16 protein-coding genes are annotated in these 16,794 nt (G+C 71.0%); 4 read left to right on the plus strand and 12 right to left on the minus strand.

Annotated features, from left to right (window positions below):
- Nucleotides 1-54: 54 nt before the first annotated feature.
- The 6 genes from HW578_RS12220 to tcuA all read right to left on the minus strand — a co-directional run bounded on the left by HW578_RS12220 (nucleotide 55) and on the right by tcuA (nucleotide 6,961).
- Nucleotides 55-1,692: an ABC transporter substrate-binding protein gene (locus tag HW578_RS12220; protein ID WP_198370833.1), complete on the minus strand. Its 1,638-nt coding sequence runs from the start codon at nucleotides 1,690-1,692 to the stop codon at nucleotides 55-57.
- Between the two features lie 90 nt (nucleotides 1,693-1,782).
- A complete protein-coding gene (locus tag HW578_RS12225) occupies nucleotides 1,783-2,181 on the minus strand; it encodes a Zn-ribbon domain-containing OB-fold protein (RefSeq protein ID WP_198370834.1) in 399 nt (132 codons plus the stop codon).
- 5 nt (nucleotides 2,182-2,186) lie between these two features.
- Nucleotides 2,187-3,359 carry a thiolase domain-containing protein gene (locus HW578_RS12230; RefSeq protein ID WP_198370835.1) on the minus strand — a complete coding sequence of 391 codons (1,173 nt, stop codon included), beginning with the start codon at nucleotides 3,357-3,359 and terminating at the stop codon, nucleotides 2,187-2,189.
- A 402-nt stretch (nucleotides 3,360-3,761) separates the two neighbouring features.
- Nucleotides 3,762-4,385 (minus strand): M35 family metallopeptidase, encoded by a 624-nt coding sequence (locus HW578_RS12235; RefSeq protein WP_198370836.1) that lies wholly within the window; start codon nucleotides 4,383-4,385, stop codon nucleotides 3,762-3,764.
- Between the two features lie 70 nt (nucleotides 4,386-4,455).
- Nucleotides 4,456-5,580, minus strand: a complete 1,125-nt coding sequence (gene tcuB, locus HW578_RS12240; protein ID WP_369407882.1) for a tricarballylate utilization 4Fe-4S protein TcuB — start codon at nucleotides 5,578-5,580, stop codon at nucleotides 4,456-4,458.
- Nucleotides 5,564-6,961, minus strand: a complete 1,398-nt coding sequence (gene tcuA, locus HW578_RS12245; protein WP_198370837.1) for an FAD-dependent tricarballylate dehydrogenase TcuA — start codon at nucleotides 6,959-6,961, stop codon at nucleotides 5,564-5,566. The genes tcuB and tcuA overlap by 17 nt, the downstream gene beginning before the upstream one ends.
- A gap of 77 nt (nucleotides 6,962-7,038) precedes the next feature.
- On the opposite strand from tcuA, the gene HW578_RS12250 reads away from it, so the two are divergent.
- Nucleotides 7,039-7,713, plus strand: coding sequence for a GntR family transcriptional regulator (locus tag HW578_RS12250; RefSeq protein WP_198370838.1), 675 nt, complete (start codon nucleotides 7,039-7,041; stop codon nucleotides 7,711-7,713).
- A 45-nt stretch (nucleotides 7,714-7,758) separates the two neighbouring features.
- Nucleotides 7,759-9,327, plus strand: a complete 1,569-nt coding sequence (locus tag HW578_RS12255; protein WP_198370839.1) for an ABC transporter substrate-binding protein — start codon at nucleotides 7,759-7,761, stop codon at nucleotides 9,325-9,327.
- A 6-nt stretch (nucleotides 9,328-9,333) separates the two neighbouring features.
- Here HW578_RS12255 and HW578_RS12260 read toward each other — a convergent pair whose 3' ends face one another.
- Both HW578_RS12260 and HW578_RS12265 read right to left on the minus strand, forming a co-directional pair.
- Nucleotides 9,334-9,660, minus strand: coding sequence for an NIPSNAP family protein (locus HW578_RS12260; RefSeq protein WP_198370840.1), 327 nt, complete (start codon nucleotides 9,658-9,660; stop codon nucleotides 9,334-9,336).
- Nucleotides 9,661-9,683: 23 nt separating this feature from the next.
- Entirely contained in the window at nucleotides 9,684-10,658 is a 975-nt protein-coding gene (locus HW578_RS12265; RefSeq protein WP_198370841.1) for a tripartite tricarboxylate transporter substrate binding protein, read from the minus strand.
- Nucleotides 10,659-10,811: 153 nt separating this feature from the next.
- Between HW578_RS12265 and HW578_RS12270 the strand changes: the two genes are divergently transcribed.
- Nucleotides 10,812-11,612 (plus strand): enoyl-CoA hydratase/isomerase family protein, encoded by an 801-nt coding sequence (locus HW578_RS12270; protein ID WP_198370842.1) that lies wholly within the window; start codon nucleotides 10,812-10,814, stop codon nucleotides 11,610-11,612.
- A 44-nt stretch (nucleotides 11,613-11,656) separates the two neighbouring features.
- Here HW578_RS12270 and HW578_RS12275 read toward each other — a convergent pair whose 3' ends face one another.
- From HW578_RS12275 to HW578_RS12290, 4 genes are all read right to left on the minus strand, one after another.
- A complete protein-coding gene (locus HW578_RS12275; RefSeq protein WP_198370843.1) occupies nucleotides 11,657-13,171 on the minus strand; it encodes a tetratricopeptide repeat protein in 1,515 nt (504 codons plus the stop codon).
- 249 nt (nucleotides 13,172-13,420) lie between these two features.
- Nucleotides 13,421-14,386 (minus strand): Bug family tripartite tricarboxylate transporter substrate binding protein, encoded by a 966-nt coding sequence (locus HW578_RS12280; protein WP_198370844.1) that lies wholly within the window; start codon nucleotides 14,384-14,386, stop codon nucleotides 13,421-13,423.
- Nucleotides 14,387-14,483: 97 nt separating this feature from the next.
- Nucleotides 14,484-15,086, minus strand: a complete 603-nt coding sequence (locus tag HW578_RS12285) for a pyridoxamine 5'-phosphate oxidase family protein (protein ID WP_198370845.1) — start codon at nucleotides 15,084-15,086, stop codon at nucleotides 14,484-14,486.
- A gap of 49 nt (nucleotides 15,087-15,135) precedes the next feature.
- Complete coding sequence (locus tag HW578_RS12290; protein ID WP_198370846.1) at nucleotides 15,136-15,684, minus strand: carboxymuconolactone decarboxylase family protein; 549 nt, start codon at nucleotides 15,682-15,684, stop codon at nucleotides 15,136-15,138.
- 113 nt (nucleotides 15,685-15,797) lie between these two features.
- Here HW578_RS12290 and HW578_RS12295 point away from each other — a divergent pair, with 113 nt between their 5' ends.
- The gene (locus tag HW578_RS12295; protein ID WP_198370847.1) at nucleotides 15,798-16,712 is read left to right on the plus strand and encodes a LysR family transcriptional regulator; all 915 of its coding nucleotides are present in this window, start codon (nucleotides 15,798-15,800) and stop codon (nucleotides 16,710-16,712) included.
- Nucleotides 16,713-16,794 lie beyond the last annotated feature (82 nt).

Consider the following 16,794-nt stretch of genomic DNA (forward strand, 5'->3'; position numbering starts at 1 on the left):
GCGCCCGCGCTCCCGGGGCGCCCGCCGCACGGCGGGCGCCCCCTCGGCGCCAAGTCAGGCCAGCGTCGTCAGGTCCTGGAACCAGTGCTGCGCCGGCACGTAGCCGCGCACGTTGCGGCCCAGCGCCTTGGGGTTGGTGTCGTGCACCACGAAGACCCAAAGTGCCTCGTTCACCGCCTTCTCGTGAACGCGGCGCATGATCGCGTCCTGCTCCGCCACGTCGAAGGTGGCCATGGCGGCGTCCAGCATCTGGTCCATCTCGGCGTCGCGATAGTGGCCGTAGTTCACGCCGACCGGCGCGATCTGGTTGGAATGGAAAAAGCGGATGAAGGCGTAGAGCGGGTCACTGGTCAGGTAGGCGACGTTGTTCGCGGTGATGTTGCCCGCCCGGCTGATCTCGCCCGCCGCGCCCTGGCGCCAGGCGGTGTAGAGCACTTCGAGCTCCACCACCTGGAACTCCACTTGGATGCCGACCTCGCGCCAGGCGGACTGGATGTATTCGTTCATCGGCATCGAGACCATCTGCCCCGACCCGCCGGTGGGCACGATGAAGCGCGTGCGCAGCGGGTTCTGGGGCGAGAAGCCGGCCTCGCGCACCAGGCGCCGCGCGGCGTCGAGGTCGGTCTTGATCTGGAATTCCGGCCGGCCGAACCAGGGCGAGGACGGGTCCACCACGCCGACCGCCGGCTTGGCGAGGCCGTTCAGCAACGCCACCACCTCGTCGCGGTTGATCGCGAGGTTGGCGGCGCGGCGCAGCCGCACGTCGCGCCAGGGCGAGCCCTCCAGCAGGGACAGGTGGTAGTTCCAGACATGCGGCGTGACGTTCTCGACGATGCGCGCGCCGGACTGTCGCAGGCGCGGCAGCAGGTCGGGCGCGGGGCTCTCGATCAGGTCGAGCTGGCCGGAGATGAGGGCATTGGAGCGCGTGGTGGTCTCGGGTGCGACCACCAGGATGATGCGGTCCACCTTCGGCATCCGCGTGGGGTCCCAATAGCCGGTGTTGCGGACCAGCTCGGCGCGTTCGCGCGGCACCAGTCGCGACAGGCGGAAGGGCCCGGTGCCCGAGGGCTCGTTGGCGAAGCGGTCCCAGGAATTGCCGAGCTTCGCGTACTGCGCCGGCGAGGAGATCAGGAACCACAGCATCTGGTAGGGGAAGAAGCTGTCCACCGCGCGGGTGGTTACCTCGACCGTCATCGCATCCACCTTGCGGTAGGACGCGACGGAGGGCAGGCGCGGGCGCACCTGCGCGGCCTGGCGCTGGTCGAAATGCGGCGCCTGGTTGTTCAGCACCTTGTCGAAGTTCCAGATCACGGCGTCGGCGTCGAAATCCGAGCCGTCGTGGAACTTCACGCCCTGGCGCAGGCGGAACACCCATTTGCGCCGGTCGGCGGGGTCGGATTCCCAGGATGTGGCGAGGCCCGGCATCAGCTTGCCCGGGCGGTCGGCGACGTTCATCTCCCAGGCCACCAGCGGGTCGTAGATGGTGTGACCGGTGAACTGGTAGGCGCCGGCGCCGCGGTCCGGCTGCCCCGTGGTCTGGGGGATGTCGGCCATGGAGATGCCGTAACGAAGCACGCGCTCGCCCGTTGTTTGGGCATGGGCGGTGCCGATCGCCTCCGGCATGAGCGGCGCGGCGAGGCCGGAAGCGCCCGCGCCCAGCAGGGCGCGGCGTGAGAAGCGGGAAAGCGACATGATGCGAAGCCCCGAGCGGTTGTGATTGCGCTCGGGTTGGCAAGCCGCGTGCCGGTCGGGGCCCCGGTGCGTCCGGGGCCCCGCGGCGGGTCAGGCGGGGGTGAACATCGGCACCGGGGCGCCGCCGTCTTCCGTGGCCTTGAAGACCAGCTTCACCTTCTGGCCGATCTTCAGCGCATCGAGGTCGCAATCCACGATGTTGGTGAAGATGCGCGGGCCTTCGTCGAGCTCGACATAGGCGGGCGCATGCGGCTCCTTCGAGCGCATCACCGTATAGCTGTAGATCGTGCCGGTACCCTTGGCCTCGACCAGTTCCACGTTGTTGGACAGCGTGAAGGGCGAGCAGCCGCGCGGATACCAGAAGTGCTTGCCGGTATCCTTGCACAGGCCGATCAGGAAGCGGCCCTCGCGGGCGGCGTCCCAGAACGGCTTGGTGGTGGGGTCTTCCTTGGGCGCCGGGATGGCGCGGTTGGCAGCCTGCGTGGCCATGGTGATCACTCCCGCTCCATGATGAGGGTCGCACCGCCATGGCGGTGGCCCAGCAGGCCGCCCACGCCGTTGGCGAGTGCGAGCTTGCAGCCCTGGACCTGCACTTTCGGATGCGCTTCGCCGCGGAGCTGGCGCACCGCCTCGATCACCTTGGTCATGCCGCCGCGGTTGGCCGGGTGGTTGTTGCACAGCCCGCCGCCATCCGTGTTGAAGGGCAGCTTGCCGACGCCCGAGATCAGGTTGCCGTCGGCGACGAAGGCGCCGCCCTTGCCCTTTTCGGCAAAGCCCAGGTCCTCGATCTGCATCAGCACCGTGATGGTGAAGCTGTCGTAGATCGAGGCGTACTGGATGTCCTTGGGCGTGACCTTGGCCTCGGCGAAGGCAGCCGCGCCGGACTGGCGCACGGCGGAATAGGTCAGGTCGATCCCGCCGCCGGCCTGGTTCTTGGTGGCCTCGGCGCAGCCGAGCACCTTGACCAGCGGGCGCTTGAGCGACTTCGCGATCTCCGGCCGGGCAACGATGAGCGCGCCGCCGCCATCGGAGATCACGCAGCAGTCGAGGCGATGCAGCGGGTCCGCCACCATGGGCGAATTCACCACGTCCTCGACCGTCACGACCTTCGGCAGCATGGCGTGCGGGTTGTGCTGCGCGTGCTGCGAGGCCGCCACCTTGATCCAGGCGAGCTGTTCCGACGTCGTGCCGTATTCGTACATGTGGCGAGCCGCGACATTCGCGTAGGAGGTCACGACGGTGCGCGCCATCGGGATCTCGAACGGGTCGTCCGGGATGTTCGGCGCCCAGGAGCGCGGCACGGTACCCGTCGCCATGCCTTCGGCGCGCGGCCGGCCGGCCAGGGTGATGAGCGCGATGTTGCAGCGCCCCTCCTTGATGGCCTGCGCCGCGTGGCCGACATGCATGACGTAGGAGCAGCCGCCCATGTCGGTCGAATCGACATGGCGCAGCTTCGTCAGCCCCATGTAGTCCGCCATGTTGATCGGCCCGAGCCCGGGTGCCGCGGCGGTGCAGAAATAGCCGTCGATGTCGTCGTGCGAGAGGCCGGCATCCTGCAAGGCGCCGTAGGCGACCTCGGCATGGAGCTGCGCGACCGACTGGCCCTCGGCCTTGCGCGTCGGGTGCTCGAAGGCCCCGACGATATAGGCTGCGCCGTTGATGCTCATGGCGGGGCTGTTTCCTCCTGCGTGTGTCTGGCGCGCGCAGGGAAGCAGCCGAGGCGATGGCTGTCGAGGGGCAGGCCGGCCGGATGGGCCGCACCCGCCGTCCGAGGGCAAGAAGCGGATCGCGCAGCGACCCGGGAGGGCACGGCGCGCAGGCAAGGTGGGCGGATGTAGGGCGCCCGCCACCTGAGGGACGCGAGAAACGGATCGCGCAGCGATCCGGGAGCGCGCATGCGCGACCGCGCCCAGCCCATCAGCCGCGCCCGGCGCACCAGCGCGTGGCGCGAAGGCAAGCCGGCCGGATGGCCGGCGCCCGCCGTCTGAGGGCACAAAAAAGAGTTCCCGCCGGGGCCGCGCAGGATTGCGCGGCCCCGGCGGGGTTTCACTGCCGGCTGGGGGGCAATATCAGCGCGGCAGGAACTCGGCGAAGTATTCGTAGCTGTCGGCGTTCATCTGCGCGGCGGCGGGGTCGTCCTTGGCCAGGGCCTCGGCGCCGCGCGGCTGGTAGGCGTGGTCCCGGGCGCCGAGCGCCAGGTGGCTCATCTCATGGATGACGATGCCGCCCTGGCTGTCCTGACCGGTGCGCCCGGCGCTGAAGAAGGTCGGGCAGAAGCCCATCACCTCGCGCGCATTCCCGCCCCAGCGGACATAGGCGAAGGTGGCGCCGCGGCAGGCGGAGGCGCGGTTGCATTCGTAGGCGATGCGGCCCTCGCGCTCATCGAGCCCCTGCGAGATGGCGCGGAAGTTCTTGGCGATGGCACCCGCCGGGTTCGAGCCGAAGAAGCGCGCCAGGTGCGGGCGGATCGCCTCGGGCTCCAGCGTGAGGGAGGCGATCGAGGCATTTGTCATCTGCCGCGCGTCGCCGAAGGCCCGGCGGATGGTGGTACGCTGCTCGGCGGAGCAGGCGCCGTCGGCGGTCAGCGCCGGGGCCTGGCCCTGGCCGCCCTTCACGCCCTGCGCGGCCAGCGGCAGCGGGGCCAGGATCAGCGTGGCGAGGGCGGCGGCGGCGGCGGCGAAGGTCTTGCGCATCTCTGTCTGCCTTCCTGTCGGGTGGCAGCGGGAGAATGTGCGCGCCGGGCCGGCCCGGCGCTGAAACGGTTCAGGCGGCCGCGGCGGCGGCCGGGCGGCTGCGCTTCTCCTTGGCGTTCCGCAGCAGCGCGATGCCGCGATAGATGCCGTGCACCATCTTGGAATAGGGCATCGCCACGAAGAAGGCGAAGACCAGGCCGAGGTGGATGGCGAGCATCACGCCCATCGCCCCGGTGTGGCGCACCACCAGCAGCAGAAGGCCCGTGGCGGCGATCAGGAACAGCAGCGCCAGCATGGCGAATTCGCCGCCCGCTACCTTGCGCGAGACCGGGCCGGGATCGGTGATGACCTTGGTGTGCATCAGCCCCGCCGCGCCCAGCATCATCAGCACGCCGCCCCAGGTGCCGAACTGCACCGGCAGGGAGAAGAAGGCGTGTGGCGACTTCCACCCGAGGAAGTGGTGATAGATTGCGCCCGTGGTGGTGGCGGCGAAGCACAGCAGGAAGCCATACAGCAGCGCCTGGTGGAAATGCCGCCGGCGCTGGGAGAAGCCCTCGTCCAGGTCGTTGCAGCCATGCCCGCCGCCGCCGAGGTTGCGCAGGGTCAGGATGTCCACGGCCGCTTCCGCCGCCGGCGCGGGGGCGAAGGCGCCGCCCATCCCGCCCGTGGCGCGCCAGTAGCTGCGCGCGCCCATCGCCATGGCGAAGACGCCGAAGCCGAAGGTGAGCGTGGCGAGCGACACCATCAGCCAATAGGGGATGATGCGGAAGAAGGCGCCGACGCCGGTGTGAGACGCATACAGCACCGCCGGATCCTTGATGGCGGCCACCAGGATCAGCGTGATGGCGATGCCGAAGGCCGCGACCAGCGAGACGATCGTGCCGTTGCGCTCGAAGGCGCGGCCCATCGGCGCCGGCCAGGCATGCTGCGCGTAGGATTCGTGGCGCAGATCGGCGAAGGTGGCCGGGATGTTGATGCCGAAGGCGTGCGGGGGCGCGTACTGGCAGGCGTGGTAGCAGCCCTTGCAGCCGTGGCAGAGGTTGGCGAGGTGCGTGAGGTCGGCCTCCGCGAAGGACCGTCGCATCGCCATGGCGGGGAAGACCGCGCAATAGCCTTCGCAATAGCGGCAGGCGTTGCAGATCTCCATCTGCCGCCGGGCTTCGGCGACGGTCTCGGATTCAGTTCCGGGCTGCACGCGCTGCCTCCTCCCCCGCGATGCGGCCGAAGACGGTGCCGATCGTCATGCCGAAGCCGGCGAGATATCCCTGGCCGAGGATGTTGCCGGACATGATCTCCCCGGACGCGAACATGTTCGCGCTGGGCTTGCCGTCGGCCATCATCACCCGCGCCCGCTCGTTCACCTTCACCGAGAGGAAGGTGAAGGTGATGCCGGGCTTGAGCGGGTGGCAGTAGTAGGGCGGCGTGTCGATGCGCCTGGCCCAGTGGGATTTCGGCGGATCGAGGCCTTCGGTGCGGCAATCGTCGAGCGACTGCGCGCGGAAGGTGCCGGGCTGCACGGCGGCGTTGTAGTCGGCCACGACCTTTTCCAGTTTGCCGGCGTCCAACCCGATCATGCCCGCCAGTTCCGCGATGCTGTCCGCGCGATACGGCGCGAAGACCGGCGGCAGGTAGTCGAGCTGCGCCTTGCTGTCGTTGATGGCGAAGGCGACCTGGCCGGGCTGCTGCGCGATGAGCCGCCCCCAGATGGCGTAGCGCTTCGGCCAGACATCCTGGCCCTCGTCGTAGAAGCGTTCCACGTCGCGGTTCACCACGATGGAGAAGGGCACGCAGTCGAGCCGCATGGCGAGGCCGCCATCCTCCATCGGCGCGCGGGCGTCGTTCGCCACCGCGTGGAACTGCGTCGGGTCGCCGACCTCCTGCACGCCCGAGGCCAGCAGGTCCTTGAGAATCCGGCCCTGCGCATAGGGCGTGCCGCGGATCTGGAAGTTGTCGGCGGCATCGCCCCAGTACTTGCGCAGCCATTCGCGGTTCGCCTGGAAACCGCCGGCGGAAGCGACGAGAGCCTTGAAGCGGATGCGCGCGGGGAAGCCGCGGTGGGAGACGATCGCCTCGGTCGCGAAGCCGTCGGCCACCTCGATATGCTGCACCTCGGTGTCATACAGGATGACGACGCCGAGGCGCTCCGCCGTGCGGTAGAGCGCATTCACCAGTGCCTTGCCGCCGCCCAGGAAGAAGGCGTTGGTGCGGCTGAGCGAGAGCGTGCCCGACAGCGAGGGTTGGAACACCACGCCGCAGGATTCGAGGAAGCCCGGCGCGTGCTGGGAGGCACGGATGCACATGCGCGCCAGCGCCTCATCCGTCTTGCCGCCGGTCACGCGGTACAGGTCGTCCCAGTATTCCTCTTCCAGGTAGCTGTCGGTCAGCACCCCGGTCGGCCCCGGGTGCAGCGCGCGCAGGTTGCGGGTGTGGCGCGAATTGCCGCCGCGCATGGACCGCGGCGCGTGTTCGGCCAGCACCACCGACGCGCCGGCCTGGCGCGCAGTGATCGCGGCGCAGAGCGCGGCATTGCCGCCACCGGCGACCAGCACGTCGAAGGTCTGGGTCAGGTCCGCCATGGCGGCACGGCTCCCGTGGTTCACGCAGATGTATACAGATGTATCCAGGCATGTCCAGGGCGTGGTAGCCTCGTCGCATGGACGGTTCCACCCCCATGCGCGACCTCGGCGAGGCCGCCTATGCGCGCATCCGCGCGGCCATCCGCGACGGGTCGCTCGCACCTGGCGAACGCCTGACGGAGGTCGATCTCGCGGCGCGCTTCGGCGTCTCGCGCACCCCGGTGCGCCAGGCGATCGCGCGGCTCGAGGCCGAGGGGCTGCTGACGCACGAGCCGCGGCGCGGCCTGAGCGTCACGCGTCCCGACCACCAGCAGGTGGTGGAACTCTATGTCATGCGGGAGGTGCTGGAGGGTGCGGCGGCGCGCCTCGCCGCCCAGCACGCCAGTGAGACCGAGATCGCCGCCATGGCCGAGATCGTCGGCGCCGAACCGGCGGCCTTCGGCGATGCCGCGGCGCTGGCCGAGGTGAACCAGCGGCTGCATGGGCTGCTGTATCTGGCCGCGCACAACCGCTACCTGCTGCGCAGCCTTGAGCAATTGGCGGCGACCATGTCGCTGCTGCCCACGCTGCTGACGCGCGGCGGCCGCGCCGAGGCCGCGCATGCCGAGCATCGCGCAATCCTGAAGGCGATCGGCAAGCGCGACGGCGATGCGGCGGAAGCCGCCGCGCGCGCCCATGCCCGCGCGGCGCAGAAGCACCGCCTGGCCTGGATGGTCGGCACGCTCGGCGTGCCGCGCGCCACGCCGGGTTGACAGGGCCCACCGCGCGCCGAAGGCTCGCGGCGGGAGAAGCCTGACATGACACGCATCCGCCTCGCACTGCTGGGCCTGCTTCTGCTCGCCGCGCCGGCGCGCACGCAGTCGCTGACCATGGCGGTGGAGGCGCCCTTCGGCCTCGACCCGCATTTCCTGTTTGCCGGGCCGAACATGGCCGCTGCGCGCCAGATCTACGACAGCCTGATCAACCGCGACGCCGAGAGCCGCTTCGTCCCCGGCATCGTCGAGCGCTGGGAGGCGACGGGCCCGCAGGAATGGACGCTGCACCTGCGCCGCGGCGTCATCTTCCACGACGGCGGTGCCTTCACGGCCGACGACGTGGCCTTCTCGATCGCGCGCGTGCCCGCGCTGCCGAACAATCCCGGGCCCTACACCTCGAACCTGCGGACCATCTCGCGCGTCGAGGCGGTAGATGCGCACACCGTTCGCCTGCACACCGACCAGCCCAACCCGGTGCTGCCGGGGCAGCTCACCAACATCTTCGTGGTGTCGAAGCGCGTGGCGGAAGCCGCCACCACAGCCGATTTCAACGCCGGGCGCGCGGCGATCGGCACCGGGCCCTTCCGTGTCGAGCAGGCGCGCGGCACCGAAGGCATGACCATGCTGCGCAACGACGCCTATTGGGGCGAGGCGCCGGCCTGGCAGCGCGTGAACATCCGCGTCATCGGCAATGATTCCGCGCGCCTCGCCGCCCTGCTGAGCGGCGATGCCGACCTGGTGGAGAGCGTGCCGCCGACCGATGTGGAACGCCTGCAGCGCGATCCGCGCGTGGCCGTCTTCCGGCGCAATTCCGACCGCATCATGTACCTGCTGCCAAACCTGCGCCTCGACCAGTTCCCGCTGCTGACGGATGCCGCGGGCGCGCCGCTGCCGCACAACCCGCTGCGCGACATCCGGGTGCGGCAGGCACTCTCACTCGCGATCGACCGCCAGGCGCTGGCGGCGCGCGCGCTGGACGGCCAGGCGGTGCCGACCGTGCAGATGGTGCCCGAACAGTTCGGCGGCTTCGACGCGACGCTGCCCCTACCCGCCGCCGACCCCGCCCGCGCCCGCGTGCTGCTGGCGGAAGCGGGCTATCCGGACGGCTTCGGCACCACCATCGGCTGTTCCAACAACCGCTACGTCAACGATGCGCGGGTCTGCCAGGCACTGGGGCAGATGCTCACGCGGGCGGGGTTCCAGGCGCGGGTGGAGACGCAGCCCTGGAACGTCTTCTCCCCACGCACCCAGGCGCATCGCAACGACCTGCCGCTGATGCTCTATGGGCTGTCGCTGTCGTCGTCGCGCGATGCGTCCTACATCCTGTCCACGGCGGTGCATACGCGCGTGCCGGAGCGCGCCTTCGGGCAGGGGAACCGTGGCGGGTTCAGCGATGCGCGGCTGGATGCGATGATCCATGCCGTGAACGGGCTCAGCGGCGACGGGCGCGAGGCCGAGCTGCGCCGCGTCGCGCGCGAGGCCGGCGAGGCGCTGCCCTTCATCCCGCTCTACAACCAGGTCGTGGTGGTCGCGGCGCGGCGCGGCATCGTCTACGTGCCGCGCATGGACGAGCAGATGGTGGCGCAGAACGCGCGGCCGGCGCCCCGCTGAACGTCGCTATTTCACCGAGGAAAAGGCGGTCGGCTGCAGGATCGCGCTGCTGACATTGGCCAGGATCGGGCCGTCCTTCTCGCTCTCGGCGCGCCTGGCGATCCATTCGGGATCGGCCTGGAAGGCGTTCCACTTGGTCTCGCGCTCGGCTAGCGACTCCCATGCCAGCAGGTAGTGCAGGTCGAGGTTCGATTCGCCGATCACCGTGGTCCAAAAGCCGGCCTGGCGGATGCCGTGGCGCTGCCAGATCGGCAGGGTGACGTTCTGGAAGCGGTTGAGCAGCGCCGGCATGCGGCCGGGCAGGCAGCGGTAGATGCGCAATTCGTGCAGCATTGGGTCGTTCCCTCTGGTCTGGTTCAGCGCCCTGCGGGCAGAAGGCCGGCGCGGCGCAGGCCGGCACGCTCGAATTCATAGGAGGCCGGCTGCGCCGCCTCGAAGGCCGCGCTGTCGAGATAGAGGCGCGGCAGGTTGAAGCGATCCATCACCTGCCGCACCGCATCCTCGTCCAGCGCGTCGCGGAAGGCGTCGTGCAGGCGCTTGACCACCGCCGGATCCATCCCGCGCGGGCCGCCGATGCCATAGGGGCTGTCCACCACCAGGTCGATGCCGGCCTCGCGCAGCGTCGGCACTTCGGGGAAGCGTGGCATGCGCGCCGCGCCCCAGACCACCAGCAGGCGGAAGCGGCCATCGGCCACCAGTGGCGCCCAGCCGGAGGCATCCGCCACCAGGTCCACCTGCCTGCTCAGCAGCGCCGTGGTCAGCTCCCCGCCGCCGCGATAGGGCACGTGGGTGAGCTCGACGCCGGCGCGCTGCATGATGTCGAGCATCGTCATGTGCTGCACCGAGGTCGGCCCCAGCGTCCCGTAGGTGAGCCGCCCGGGCGCCGCGCGCGCGGCGGCCAGCACGTCCGCGAGGCTGCGCCAGGGGCTGTCGGCATGCACGACGATGCCATGCGCGGAGCCGCTCAGCTGCACGATCCAGGTGAAGTCGGTCAGCGAGTTGAAGGGCGCGCGCTCGTTCGCCAGCACGAAGCGGTGCACGCCGCTGAACAGCTGCGCCAGGGTGTAGCCGTCCGGCCGCGCATCCTTGAGCGCCGCAGCACCCAGCGTGCCCGAGGCCCCGGGGCGGTTCTCCGGCACCACCGGCTGGCCCAGCCTGCGCCCGGCCGCATCGGCGATGGCGCGCAGGAAGACATCGGCGGAAGCGCCCGGCGGCCAGGGGATAAACAGGCGGATCGGGCGGTCGGGGAAGGCCCCCTGCGCAAGCGCGGGCGCGGGCAGCAGCGCTGCGGCGGCGAGCAGCGCGCGGCGCGTGACGGGTGCGTCGGCCATGAACGACCTTCCTCGGCGGTTAGCGCCGATGCTCGCAGGCGGGCTCGCCGAGTCAAGCGGCGGGGGCGCCGGGCAGGTCGCAGTCCGCGCCATCCTGACAGCGCGGCGATCCCGGCGCAGTCTGCGCCGCATCCGATTCCGTGGAGACCGACGATGGACCTGCCGACCTACGAGACGCTGGCGCTGGAGGCACCCGAGCCGCATGTGCTGGTGGTCCGGCTGAACCGCCCGCATGTGTCGAACGCGCTCAACACGCAGATGGGGCGCGACCTGCACGCGCTGTGGTCGCACCTGATCGCCGAGCCGGGCGAGGTGCGCTGCGTGGTCTTCACCGCAGCCGGCGAGAAGGCCTTCTGCGGCGGCGGCGACCTCAAGGAACGCAACGGCATGACCGATGCGCAGTGGCGCCACCAGCACGAGATCTTCGAGCGCGCCTACTGGACCATGCTGGATTGCCCGATCCCGATCGTCGCGGCCGTGACGGGCCACGCCTATGCGGGTGGGCTCGAGATGGTGCTGGCGTCGGACTTCGCCTATGGCGTGGCGGCCGCGCGCTTCGCGCTGACCGAGGTCACCATCGGCATCATGCCGGGCGCGGGCGGCACGCAGACGCTGCCGCGCATCGTGGGCGAACGCCGAGCCAAGGAGATCATCCTGACCGGGCGCCCCTTCACCGCGGCGCAGGCGCTGGACTGGGGCATCCTGAACCAGGTCTTCGAGACGCGCGAGGAACTCCACGAGGCCGCGATGGAGACCGCGCGCACCATCGCGCGCAATGCGCCGCTGTCAGTGCGCCAGGCCAAGCGGTCGATGCATTACGGCCTGCAGATGGACATCCGCACGGCGCTGCGCTTCGAGATCGAATGCTACAACCAGCTGGTCGGCACCGAGGACCGGCGCGAGGGCATCGCCTCGTTCAACGAGAAGCGGAAGCCGGTGTTCAAGGGACGCTGATCGCGATGACGGCGCGGTGTGCCCGCGCCGTCATTGCCGCTGCGTCAACGCGCGAGATAGGCCCGCGCGGCGGCGATGTCCGGGCGCGTGGCGTCGGCACTGCCCGCCACGTCCAGCAGCGTCGCGTAAAGGCGGCGCGCCTCGTCACGGTTACCTGCAGCATCGGCCGCCCGCGCCGCACCGGCGATAGCGCGGAAGCGGCGCGGCTCGGTGCGCTGCACGGCCTCGAACTCAGTCAGCGCAGCGGCAGCCTGGCCGGTTTCCAGCAGTGCTTCCGCATAGAGTTCGCGCGCCGGCGCGAGCGGCCCGGGCGTGATGACATGCTTGTCCATGCGGCCTTCGCGCTCGGCCGCGGCGCGCAGCGTCGCCAACCCGTCCTCCTGCCGCCCGGCGGCGAAGGCCTGAAGGCCGGCGGCCGCCTCGCGCTGGACAGTCACCTGTTCAGCCCAGTAGGCGTCGCGGCCGCGCAGGGCTTCGGCAATGCGGCCGAGGGCCTCGATGTCGGCGCTGGCCTCGGCGGGGCGACCGCTGCGGGCAAAGCCGATAGCGCGGGCGAAATGGGTCAGCGCCTCGGTATAGGCGAAGTTGGGCGCCGGTGCCGGCCGCGGCGTCAATGCCGCCGCGTCAGCCCATGCACCGCGTTCAAGCGCATAGCGTGCCGGGATCGCCGCCATGGCGAAGCCGTACCCGATGCGGGTCGGCCCGATCGTGGCCATCGCCAGCGCTCGGCGCATCGTTTCCTCCGCCAGCCGGTCGCGCCCGGTCTGGAGGTAAGCGTAGGTCATGTAGTCGAGCGCATGCAGCGTGTCGTCCGCCTCGCCCGAGCGCTGCGCAAGATCCGCCGCGCGGGAGTTGCTCTCGACCGAATCCTCCCAGCGGCCGATCCGCGTGTAGATATGCGACGGCATGTGCAGCGCGTGCGGCGCGTCCGCCGCAAGCTGACCGTAGCGTTCCGCGAAGCGCACGCCCCGCGCCGCGAGCGCCGGGTAGTCATACAGGTGGATCAGGTAGTGGACGATGCCGGGATGGTCCGGCTGGCGCACCAGTTCGCGCTCCAGCATCGCCGCGCCGCGCAGCTGGTCGGCATAGGTCCGGTCCGTAGGGTTGGACGCCACGCCGAGCAGCAGCGCGTATTGGATCATCGCCTCCGCGTCGTCAGGGTAGCGTTCGTGCAGCCTGCCCATTGCGTCGCGATAGGCGGTGAGGCGCGCGCGGTGCCCCGCCGCGTCATCGCTCGCGAAGACCAGCGCGAGCGCTTCGATGTAGGCGGCCTCGCGCGGGTTGCGTGCACCGATGCGCTGCGCCTCGGCGAGCAGCGCGCGGCCCTGGCGAAGATTCTGCGCGAAGGGGGGCGCGTAGGGGTTGGACAGCAGAGTGAGCGCCTCGCCCCAATAGGCCATGCTGCAATTGGGATCCTCGCGGCGCACCTGCTGGAAGGACTGGCCGGCCATCTGGTACCAGAACGAGTGCTGCAGCAGCATGGCGTGGTTGAACTCGGCCTGCGCCGCTGCGCTGCATTCCACCGGGAAGTTCACCGTGCCGAGCGTGCGATGGGACATCGATTGGGCGACGGCCGCCCACGGTGCAAGGCAGGCAAGCACGACGCCGCCGGCGAGAAGGATCCTGTCGAAGCTGCGTTGACGCATGGCTCGCTCCCGATGCGCGAGACCGCGCCCAAGGACGAGGAGCCGCCCTTCGCGCGCCACTCGCATGCGCAAGATGATTACGTCGGAGAGTGCGATATGGTCAAGATAATGCGCCTCGATGCATGGAAATGAATGAAGATTTCGGCCCGCGCCCTCGCTACATCAATTCGCGTTGGCCCCCGCGCGCTCGATGATCGGGCGCCACTTCGCCGTCTCGGCGCGGATGAAGCCGGTCAGTTCCTCCGGCGTGCTGGGCGCCGGCTCGAGCCCGTGCTTGGCCAGGTTCGACGCCACGTCCGGGTCGCGCATCGCCTCGTTCAGCGCGGCGTTCACGCGATCGACGATCGGCCGCGGCAGGCCGCGCGGGCCCATCATGGCGTACCAGTTCGCCACCTCGTAGCCGGGCAGGCCGGCCGCTTCCGCCACCGTCGGCACCTCGGGCAGCAGCGCGCTGCGGCGTGGGGATGGCACGGCCAAGGCGCGCAGCCGCCCGGCCTCGATATGCGGCAGCACGGTCGCCGCGGTGGCGATCGAGTAATCCACCTTGCCTGAGAGGATATCGGTGATGAGCTGCCCGCCGCCGCGATAGGGCACGTGAATGGTCTCGATCCCCGCCATGGAATCGAGCAGCGCGCCGCCCAGATGCCCCGCCCCGCCCACGCCCGAGGATCCGTAGGAGAGCGTGCCCGGCCGCGCCTTCGCCGCCGCGATCAGCTCGGGCAACGTGCGCCAGGGCTTCTCCGGGGCCACCACCAGGAAGTTCGTCACCTCGACCGAGCGGCCGATGGCGGTGAGGTCGGTGAGCACGTCGAAGGGCAGGCGCACCATCAGCGGGTTCATCACCAGCGAGGCGATGGTGCCCATCATCAGCGCGCTGCCGTCCGCCGGCGCGTTCACCGTCGCTTCCGAGGCCAGGTTGCCGCCGGCGCCGGGCCGGTTCTCGACCACGATGGGCTGGCCGAGCAGCGTCTGCAGCTTCGCCCCGATGGTGCGCGTGGTGATGTCGGTGCCCCCGCCGGGCGCGAAGCCGACCAGCACGCGGATCGGCCGGGTGGGCTGCCATTGCGCGAGGGCGGGCGTGGCGAAGGGCAGCAGGGCGGTGGCGCCGAGCAGGCGGCGGGTGATCATGGTGCTTTCCTCCGGCAGGGACGGTCCCTTCCCGCGAGGCTAGCCTCAGCTTCCCCCCGGCACCAACCACCGGGAGAAGGAACGGCCCGGGGCGCGTTCAGGCCGCCGGTCCGCGCAGCCTCGCGACCTCGGCCTCGAGCTCCGCGATCCGCGCATCCCGCTGCGCCAGCGCCGCCGCGACGTCCTCCGCCTCGAAGCGCTGCGGGATGTGCTGGGGGCAGTTCGCGTCCCAGGCCGTGATGCGGAACACGATCGCCTGTTCGGCGCGCGCGTCCGCAGGTGCGAGCATCGCCAGCAGGGCCGGGTCGTCCGCCACCACCCGCGCCTCGCCCCAGATCTTCACGCGGCGTCGGTTCGCGTAGTCGATCAGGAAGATCTGCGCGCGCGGGTTCTCCGACAGGTTGCCCAGCGTGATGTACTGCCGGTTGCCCGCGAGGTCGGCGAAGGCCAGCGTCTCGGGGTCGAGCACGCGCAGGAAGCCCGGCGGCCCGCCGCGATGCTGGATGTAGGGCTGGCCCGCGACGCTGGCGGTCGCGAGGAACAGGCTGCGCTGCTGCGCGATGAAGGCGGCGAGGTCGGGCGTGGCCTCGGCCCGCCAGCCGCCGCGCCGTTCCATCCGCGCATAGCCCTCGCGCGATCCGCGCGCGGTCTGGATGGCCTTCACGGCGGGGGAGAAGACGACGTCGCTCGGCGTGGTCATGGTGGCGTCTCCGGCGCGGGGAGGGTGCGTGCCCCTCCCCGCCATGGTGTCAGGCGGCACGAGCGACCGGGGCGGGAAAATCCACCTCGGTGCCGGCGACCTCGTTGACGTAGTTGGTCAGCGTGTTCAGCGCGACATGGGCGACGATCTCGAGGATCTCGGCATCGCTCCAGCCGGCCTCGCGCACGGCGGCGAGGTCGGCCGCGCCGACATGGCCGCGCGCCTGCGTCACCGCGACGGCGAAGCGCAGCGCGGCATCCGCCTTGGCATCGGCCGAGCGGCCAGCGCGCGCGGCGGCGATCTCGGCGGTGCCGAGCTTCACCAGGTTGGCGCCGATGAAGGAATGCGCCGCGAGGCAATAGCCGCAGCCGTTGATCTCCGCGACGGCGAGCGCGATGCGTTCGCGCGTGCGGGCATCGAGCTCGCCCTTCGCGAGCGCGCCCGACAGGCCGAGATAGCCGCCCAGCGCCGCCGGGCTGGTGGCGAGCAGGCGGAACAGGTTGGGCACGGAGCCGAGCTGCCTGTGCACCGCCTCGAGCTGCGGGTGCGTCACGGCCGGGGCGTCGGCGATGGTGGCCGGGGTGGGGAGTCGCGACATGGGAGTCTCCTGGGTCGAGGGCGGAGGGTCCGTCCTGCCCGCAGAGACTGGTTCATGGCGCCGGCCGCGATAATCTGCTGAGATCGCACGGCACTGCTCCGGAACTGGCAATAATGACCGACCGCTTCGACGCGCTCGCCGCCTTCGTCGCGGTCGCCGAGGCGCAGGGCTTCGCCGCGGCGGCACGGCGGATGGGGCTGTCGCCCTCGGCCGTGACGCGCCTGGTCGCCGGGCTGGAGGACCGGCTGGGGCTGCTGCTGCTGCAGCGCACGACGCGGCGGGTGAGCCTGACCGATGCCGGGTCGCGCTTCCTGCCGCGCGCGCGGCGCGTGCTGGACGACTTGCGGGAGGCGGAGGATTCCGCCGCCGCCGAGCACGCCGCGCCGACCGGCCACCTGGTGGTGGCGGCCCCGGTGGTCTTCGGGCGGCTGCATGCCGGGCCGCTGGTCTGCGACTTCCTGTCCCGCCATCCGGCGGTGACGGCGGAGCTGACGCTGTCCGACCGCAACATCGACCTGCTCGAGGAAGGCGTGGACGTGGCGCTGCGCATCGGCCGGCTGGACGACAGCGCGCTGGTATCGCGCCGCGTCGGGGTAACGCGGCGCGTCTGGGTGGCGGCGCCGGGCTATCTGGCGCAGGCGGGCCTGCCGCTGGCGCCGGAGGATCTCGACCGGCACAGGCTGATCCACTGCACCGCGCTCGGCGCCGCGAGGGCCTGGCGCTTCCATCGCGGCGGCGTGGAGGAGGTGCGCGGCATCGCGCCGCGCTACGCGACCAACAGCGTCGACGCCGCGCTGTGGCACGCGGTGCAGGGCGGCGGCGTGACGATGGCCCTCGCCTACCAGGCGGAGGAGGCGCTGCGCGCGGGCAGGCTGGCGCTGGTGTTGCAGGATTTCGAGCCGGAACCGCTGCCGATCCAGTTCGTCTATCCCTCGGCGCGGCTGCTCTCGGCCAAGGTGCGGGCGCTGGTCGACCTTGCGGTGCAGACACGGCAGTGGCGCTTCATGGCGGCGGCGGCGCCGGCCTGACCGGCGCATCCTGCGGCGCGCCGCAGGCGGCCAGCGCCGCGCGCATGTGCGCGGGCACCGGCGCCTGCGCCGCCAGGGGCGG

It is taken from the genome of Roseomonas rosulenta (assembly GCF_016106005.1).
GTDB lineage: Bacteria > Pseudomonadota > Alphaproteobacteria > Acetobacterales > Acetobacteraceae > Neoroseomonas > Neoroseomonas rosulenta.

Bases quoted from the DNA above. Each gene is read 5' to 3' on its own strand.
- HW578_RS12220 (WP_198370833.1), bottom strand. From the start codon at position 1,692: ATGTCGCTTTCCCGCTTCTCACGCCGCGCCCTGCTGGGCGCGGGCGCT.
- HW578_RS12225 (WP_198370834.1), bottom strand. From the start codon at position 2,181: ATGGCCACGCAGGCTGCCAACCGCGCCATCCCGGCGCCCAAGGAAGAC.
- HW578_RS12230 (WP_198370835.1), bottom strand. From the start codon at position 3,359: ATGAGCATCAACGGCGCAGCCTATATCGTCGGGGCCTTCGAGCACCCG.
- HW578_RS12235 (WP_198370836.1), bottom strand. From the start codon at position 4,385: ATGCGCAAGACCTTCGCCGCCGCCGCCGCCGCCCTCGCCACGCTGATC.
- tcuA (WP_198370837.1), bottom strand. From the start codon at position 6,961: ATGGCGGACCTGACCCAGACCTTCGACGTGCTGGTCGCCGGTGGCGGC.
- HW578_RS12250 (WP_198370838.1), top strand. From the start codon at position 7,039: ATGGACGGTTCCACCCCCATGCGCGACCTCGGCGAGGCCGCCTATGCG.
- HW578_RS12255 (WP_198370839.1), top strand. From the start codon at position 7,759: ATGACACGCATCCGCCTCGCACTGCTGGGCCTGCTTCTGCTCGCCGCG.
- HW578_RS12260 (WP_198370840.1), bottom strand. From the start codon at position 9,660: ATGCTGCACGAATTGCGCATCTACCGCTGCCTGCCCGGCCGCATGCCG.
- HW578_RS12265 (WP_198370841.1), bottom strand. From the start codon at position 10,658: ATGGCCGACGCACCCGTCACGCGCCGCGCGCTGCTCGCCGCCGCAGCG.
- HW578_RS12270 (WP_198370842.1), top strand. From the start codon at position 10,812: ATGGACCTGCCGACCTACGAGACGCTGGCGCTGGAGGCACCCGAGCCG.
- HW578_RS12275 (WP_198370843.1), bottom strand. From the start codon at position 13,171: ATGTCCCATCGCACGCTCGGCACGGTGAACTTCCCGGTGGAATGCAGC.
- HW578_RS12280 (WP_198370844.1), bottom strand. From the start codon at position 14,386: ATGATCACCCGCCGCCTGCTCGGCGCCACCGCCCTGCTGCCCTTCGCC.
- HW578_RS12285 (WP_198370845.1), bottom strand. From the start codon at position 15,086: ATGACCACGCCGAGCGACGTCGTCTTCTCCCCCGCCGTGAAGGCCATC.
- HW578_RS12290 (WP_198370846.1), bottom strand. From the start codon at position 15,684: ATGTCGCGACTCCCCACCCCGGCCACCATCGCCGACGCCCCGGCCGTG.
- HW578_RS12295 (WP_198370847.1), top strand. From the start codon at position 15,798: ATGACCGACCGCTTCGACGCGCTCGCCGCCTTCGTCGCGGTCGCCGAG.